3 protein-coding genes and 1 pseudogene are annotated in these 4,797 nt (G+C 70.0%); 1 reads left to right on the plus strand and 3 read right to left on the minus strand.

Annotated elements, in window-relative coordinates:
• Positions 1–495, minus strand: a pseudogene (locus IT540_RS08895) (hypothetical protein); the annotation flags it as partial.
• Positions 496–516: 21 nt separating this feature from the next.
• On the opposite strand from IT540_RS08895, the gene IT540_RS08900 reads away from it, so the two are divergent.
• Positions 517–2,187 (plus strand): ISKra4 family transposase, encoded by a 1,671-nt coding sequence (locus tag IT540_RS08900; RefSeq protein ID WP_291175994.1) that lies wholly within the window; start codon positions 517–519, stop codon positions 2,185–2,187.
• Here the strand turns inward: IT540_RS08900 and IT540_RS08905 are convergent.
• Together IT540_RS08905 and IT540_RS08910 are read right to left on the minus strand one after the other, a co-directional pair.
• Entirely contained in the window at positions 2,105–4,474 is a 2,370-nt protein-coding gene (locus IT540_RS08905; protein WP_291175996.1) for a hypothetical protein, read from the minus strand. The genes IT540_RS08900 and IT540_RS08905 overlap by 83 nt on opposite strands.
• 31 nt (positions 4,475–4,505) lie before the next feature.
• A partial coding sequence (locus tag IT540_RS08910) for a putative metal-binding motif-containing protein (RefSeq protein ID WP_291175998.1) occupies positions 4,506–4,797 on the minus strand: 292 nt, incomplete at its 5' end.

A 4,797-nucleotide genomic window follows, 5' to 3' on the forward strand; every position in this document is an offset into this window, starting at 1 on the left:
GATCTCGTTGACGCCGTCTGCGTCGACGTCGATCGCCATCGGCGTGGCGGCGATCTGCCCTCCGAGGTTCGGGACTGGTGCGAGATCCAAATCTCCCGTTGCCGACACCGGACTGAAGCTCGTAGGTCCGGTCGTCCACTGGAAGGTGGTCGGCGGCTTGCAGGCGCCATCGCCAGCGCACTCTTGGACTTGAGTGAGGCGGGTTCGCTTGCTGGAGCCAGCGTTGTCGTACGTGAACGAGTAGCGGCCTGCGAGCGCGCCGCCCGGACCGCGCGCCTCAATGTTCGCTAGGCGGTAAGCGACAACCGTAGGGGTCCCGGCGAAGTAGCCATGAATGATGTCCGGGCGCCGGGCGGTCTCGTAGATGAACTCAATCGGGTGCGGATCCTTTGCGACGACCACATTCCCGCGTAACGGCGCCGACTTGAGCTGAGGCAGGGCGTGGACGAGGGGCCCATCCGCGGTACGTACGGCTTGCGAGAGCTGATACGCCACCACGGAGGACCCCTCTGCGCCATGGAAGCACAAGCCGATCTCCGCGAGAACCCCTTCCTTGAACCCGAGCGCGCTTTCGGGCGGCTCCGCGACAAGCTCGGCGCCGCCGAGACCGCGGCGATGACGCACGGCGAGGTCGAGGCGCTCATCGACGTCGAGGGCCGCGAGGTTCTTCGGCAGCTCTTCCAGTCGCATCTCGACGTCCGCTCGGGTCGCGAGGTCGTGCACACCGACGTCTGCGGCGCCGACGACGTGGTGCGCACTCTGCATCGCGACGGTGCACGCAAGCTGGAGACGCTGCTCGGCACCGTTGCCCTCGGGCGTCAGCTCTATGGCGCCGTGGGCCACGCGAGCCTCGCGCCGCTCGACGCCGAGCTGAGCATGCCGAAGGATCTCTTCTCCGACGGCGTGCAGCGACGCGTCGCCGACGGCGCTGCCCAGCTCTCCTTCGACGAGGTGACGCGCTCGGTGCGCGCGACCACCGGCGCGGAGGTCGCCAAGCGGCAGGCCGAGAGGCTCACGGTGGGCGCCGCCGTCGATTTCGACGCGTTCTACGCCGAGCGCGCCGTGGAGCCGTCGAGTGCCGACGCCCTGCTGGTGATGAGCTTCGACGGCAAGGGCGTCGTGATGCGCAAGGGACACCTGCGCGCCGCGACGGCCGAGGCGGCGTCGCGCCGCACGCACAAGCTCAAGCGGCGCCTGTCGAAGGGCGAGAAGAAGAACCTCCGGCGCATGGCGACGGTGGCGGCGATCTGGAGCGTCACGCGCTACGTGCGCACTCCGGAGCAGATCGTGCGCGAGATGCAGCCGGTGCACGAGGTGCCGCCGGCTCGCCCGCGTCCGACCCAGAAGCGGGTCTCGGCCTCGCTCGAGAAGGACCCCGAGCAGGTGGTCGCGGAGTACTTCGAGGAGGCGCTGCGCCGCGACCCGGACCGGAAACGTCGCTGGGCGGTGCTGGTCGACGGCGCCGAGACGCAGCTCGGCCTGGTGCTCGGATGCGCCAAGGCCGCCGGAGTCGAGGTGACCGTGGTGCTCGATATCATCCACGTCATCGAGTACCTGTGGGAGGCGGCGCTTTGCTTCCATGCGGAGGGCACAAAGGCGGCGGAGACCTGGGTGAGCGAGCGACTGCTCGAGATCCTGCGCGGTCGCGCGAGCACGGTGGCGGCGGGCATGCGGCGCAGCGCCACCAAGCGTCGGCTGAAGAAGACCCAGCGACGCGGCGTGGACAAGTGCGCGGGCTACTTGCTCTCGCACAAGGAGTTCCTGCGCTACGACGAGTACCTGAGGGCCGGCCTGCCGATCGCGACGGGCGTCATCGAGGGCGCCTGTCGCTACCTGGTGAAGGACCGGATGGACATCACCGGCGCCCGCTGGGGCCTGCCGGGCGCGGAGGCTGTGCTGAAGCTCCGTGCGCTGCGGGCGAGCGGCGACTTCGACGCGTACTGGGCGTTCCACCGCCGGCAGGAGCACGAGCGCAATCACCTGCGCCTCTACGCGGGCAACACGCCTCCGCGCGCGTCCGGGCCGCAGCGCCCCGCCGCTTCACGCGCCGACCTCCGGCTGGTCAAACAGGGACTTCGGCCCCCAAGAGTTCTCCGGGATCAGATCAGCCGGACTGGTTCCTGGGAGGCATCTCCTCGACCGCATAGCGTAATCGCCGTCCGGCACGCTGCAGGGCGCGGCTGTTGAGGCGGCGGCAGGCGTCGGCAAGGGCCGCCGTGACCTCGGGGTCGCGGGGGTTCGCGTAGAACACGACGCGCTCGAGCGTGGGCTCGACCTCTCTGCGTCCGCGCAGCGGGAAGACGCGCGCCACGAAGGTCTCCGGGGTCATCGGCAGTGCAGGCAGGTACTGTCGCACCGCGAATGTGATGAGCTGCGTCGCGGTCAGCTTGGTGGCGGTGAGGATCTGGTCCTGGGCGACATCGAGCTGACGGATGGTGCGCTGCGCCTCGAGGTGGCGGCAACGCGCAGCGAGCTCCGGGAGCTGTGCGGTGAGCTTGGCGGTCCGTGTCTGGTTACGCTCGACGGCCGCTCGAGCTGCGAGCGCGGCGGTTGCCGTCTTCTCGGCGCGAACCAGCGCTTGCTGATGCTCCACAGCGACACGGGCAAAGGTCGGGCCTTCGGTCTTGGCGGCGGCCACTCGCGCGTCGAGTCGGCGCCTTCGCACGGTGAGCGCCGCTTGCGCGCGGCGGTCATCCTTGGCTGCCGCCTTGGCCGCGGTCACCAACGCCGACCGCTCGGCGGTCAGCTCGGCCAGCGCCTCGCCGTCGCGCTGGGCGCGCGCCGCGAGCTTGTCGAGCTCCGTGATGACGGCGACGTTGGCGACCATGCGACCGCAGTTGCCGCGGTGCTGGTCGAGCCCCAGGGCCGCACCCTCCTTGAAGGCGTTCTCCTGAACCGGCCAACGCCGAAAGTAGAGGTCGGCAAGCTCCCGCCCTTCCAGACCCAGCTCGAGGCCGTTGGTGAGTAGCACCGTGTCGCTGTCCCTGTGCTCACGACGCACCAGGAGCGCCCCCAGCGCGAGCCTGCGGCCCGTGCTCTTGTGCGTCAGTGTACAGCTCGCGACGCGCAGCTCGTCGTTGTCACGGTAGGGCCGGAAGTACGAGCCGCGCGAGTAGCGCAGCGAGAGCTCCGGGGCCCGTGCCGGGCGCAGCGGCGTGATCAGCACTCGCCCGCGCTGGGTGAACGACTCGAGCAGATCGAAGGTCGAACCCTCCGAGTCGATGACCACCGCGCGCTCGACGGCGCCGCCGAGGAGCTCTTCGGCCTCCTCCACCAGAGTCACCAAGCGCGGGGCCAGGGGCGCCGCGCCGCTCTGCGCCGACAGCACCAGCGGCGTGCCGGCACCGGTGTGCGCGTAGGTCGTGGTGATGCACGGCATGACGCGGTTTCGGTGCGACACCTTGCCGCTCTGGGTGAAGAGCGAGCTCCACACTTCCTTGGCGTGGTTGTCGATGTAGATGGCGGCCATCGCACCGGGCTCGCCGAAGTGACGCTGGGCCACCTGGTGCCAGTGCTGCCCGACCGTCCTCAAGAGCGGCGCACCGGCGCCGCAGATCGCCAGCGCCGAGACCAGCTTGGAGAGCGTGCTCGGCATGTAGGCGAAGCCTGTCAGCTGCTCGAGGCCAGCCGCCTCGGGGGCGCGCAGCGCGGCCCAACCCTTGGTGTCCGCCACCAGCCAGCCGAGGGTGAGCATCCGCAGCTTGGCATCGAGCGTGGCGGCGCGCTCATGCACGAAGCGCGGCCAGGTCGGCACCCGGCCGACCGCCTTCTCGGCTGCCGACCGCAAGTACCCAGCGATCTCCTCGCCGCGCTTGCGACGACGTTGCCGGTTGTAGCCCGCCGTGAAGTGGCCGCGCCGTGAACGCAGCGCCACGTCCTTCTTCGGCGTTCGCCCCTGCGCGGCGATGTGCGCTTCCTCGGCCAGCTGCGACAGCGTTGTGGTCAGCGCCGCGATGCCGCCGGTCTCGACCTCGGCAGCCAGCAGCAGCTCACCGCCCGCGAGCGGCAGCTCCACCACCTCCCGGGCGGTCCGCTGCTTCTTCGCGGCATACTTGCGCCGCCCATCGACGCGCGCGAACTCGCGTTTGATGGTCGATTCGGAGGGCAACGGCGAAAAGTTCTGCGCCTGAAGAATGCCCAGCGCCGCCGACGACGTGAGGTATGGATCCGCGGCGCGCGCCGCCTGCAGGACGTCACGACAGGCGCTGGACACCCTGGGCTCCCGCGGCGTCCGGCGGTCGATTAGGGCCTCGAGCCCGCGCTGGCGGTAGGCCGGGATGCGGCGCATCGCCCAGCTGCGCCGTTCCGGCGGCACCACCTTGGCGATCGCCTCGTTGAGCGAGACCGCGTCTTGGTCCAGGATCTGCTTGATGACGACGGCGTCGGCGCGGGCCTGCGCGACGCGTCGCCGCCAGGATTCAGCAGAGATGCGTGACCTGACGCGCTGCAACTGAGGGCTGAAGGGCTCGTCCACGCCGCCCGTAGATCATGCTGGGCGGCCGCAGTCACGCTCCGACGGAAAGGCCTCCGCTTGGATCAGCTGAAGCCGACGCGGCAATCCGCTCACGGCCGGCCACCGCCGCGATTTCCCCCGGGGCCGAAGTCCCTGTCAGACGGTAATGTGTTGCCGCGATCGGCTGGGTGGGAACCACAGGCGCCAGTGCGACGACCTCACACGCGCCGTTGTCGCTTACACCGTCACAGTCTTGGTCGGCCCCGTCGCACCACTCCACCGCGTCCGGAAAGCGGCTCTCGTCGAGGTCGTCGCAGTCGGTCGCGGGTTCGAGGCAGGAGCCC

This window comes from Hyphomicrobium sp. (genome assembly GCF_020852195.1).
Classification (GTDB): Bacteria; Pseudomonadota; Alphaproteobacteria; order Rhizobiales; family Hyphomicrobiaceae; genus Hyphomicrobium_C.

What these genes read in the sequence shown, in the direction of transcription:
- IT540_RS08900 (WP_291175994.1), top strand. Translation starts at nt 517, where the DNA reads ATGGAAGCACAAGCCGATCTCCGCGAGAACCCCTTCCTTGAACCCGAG.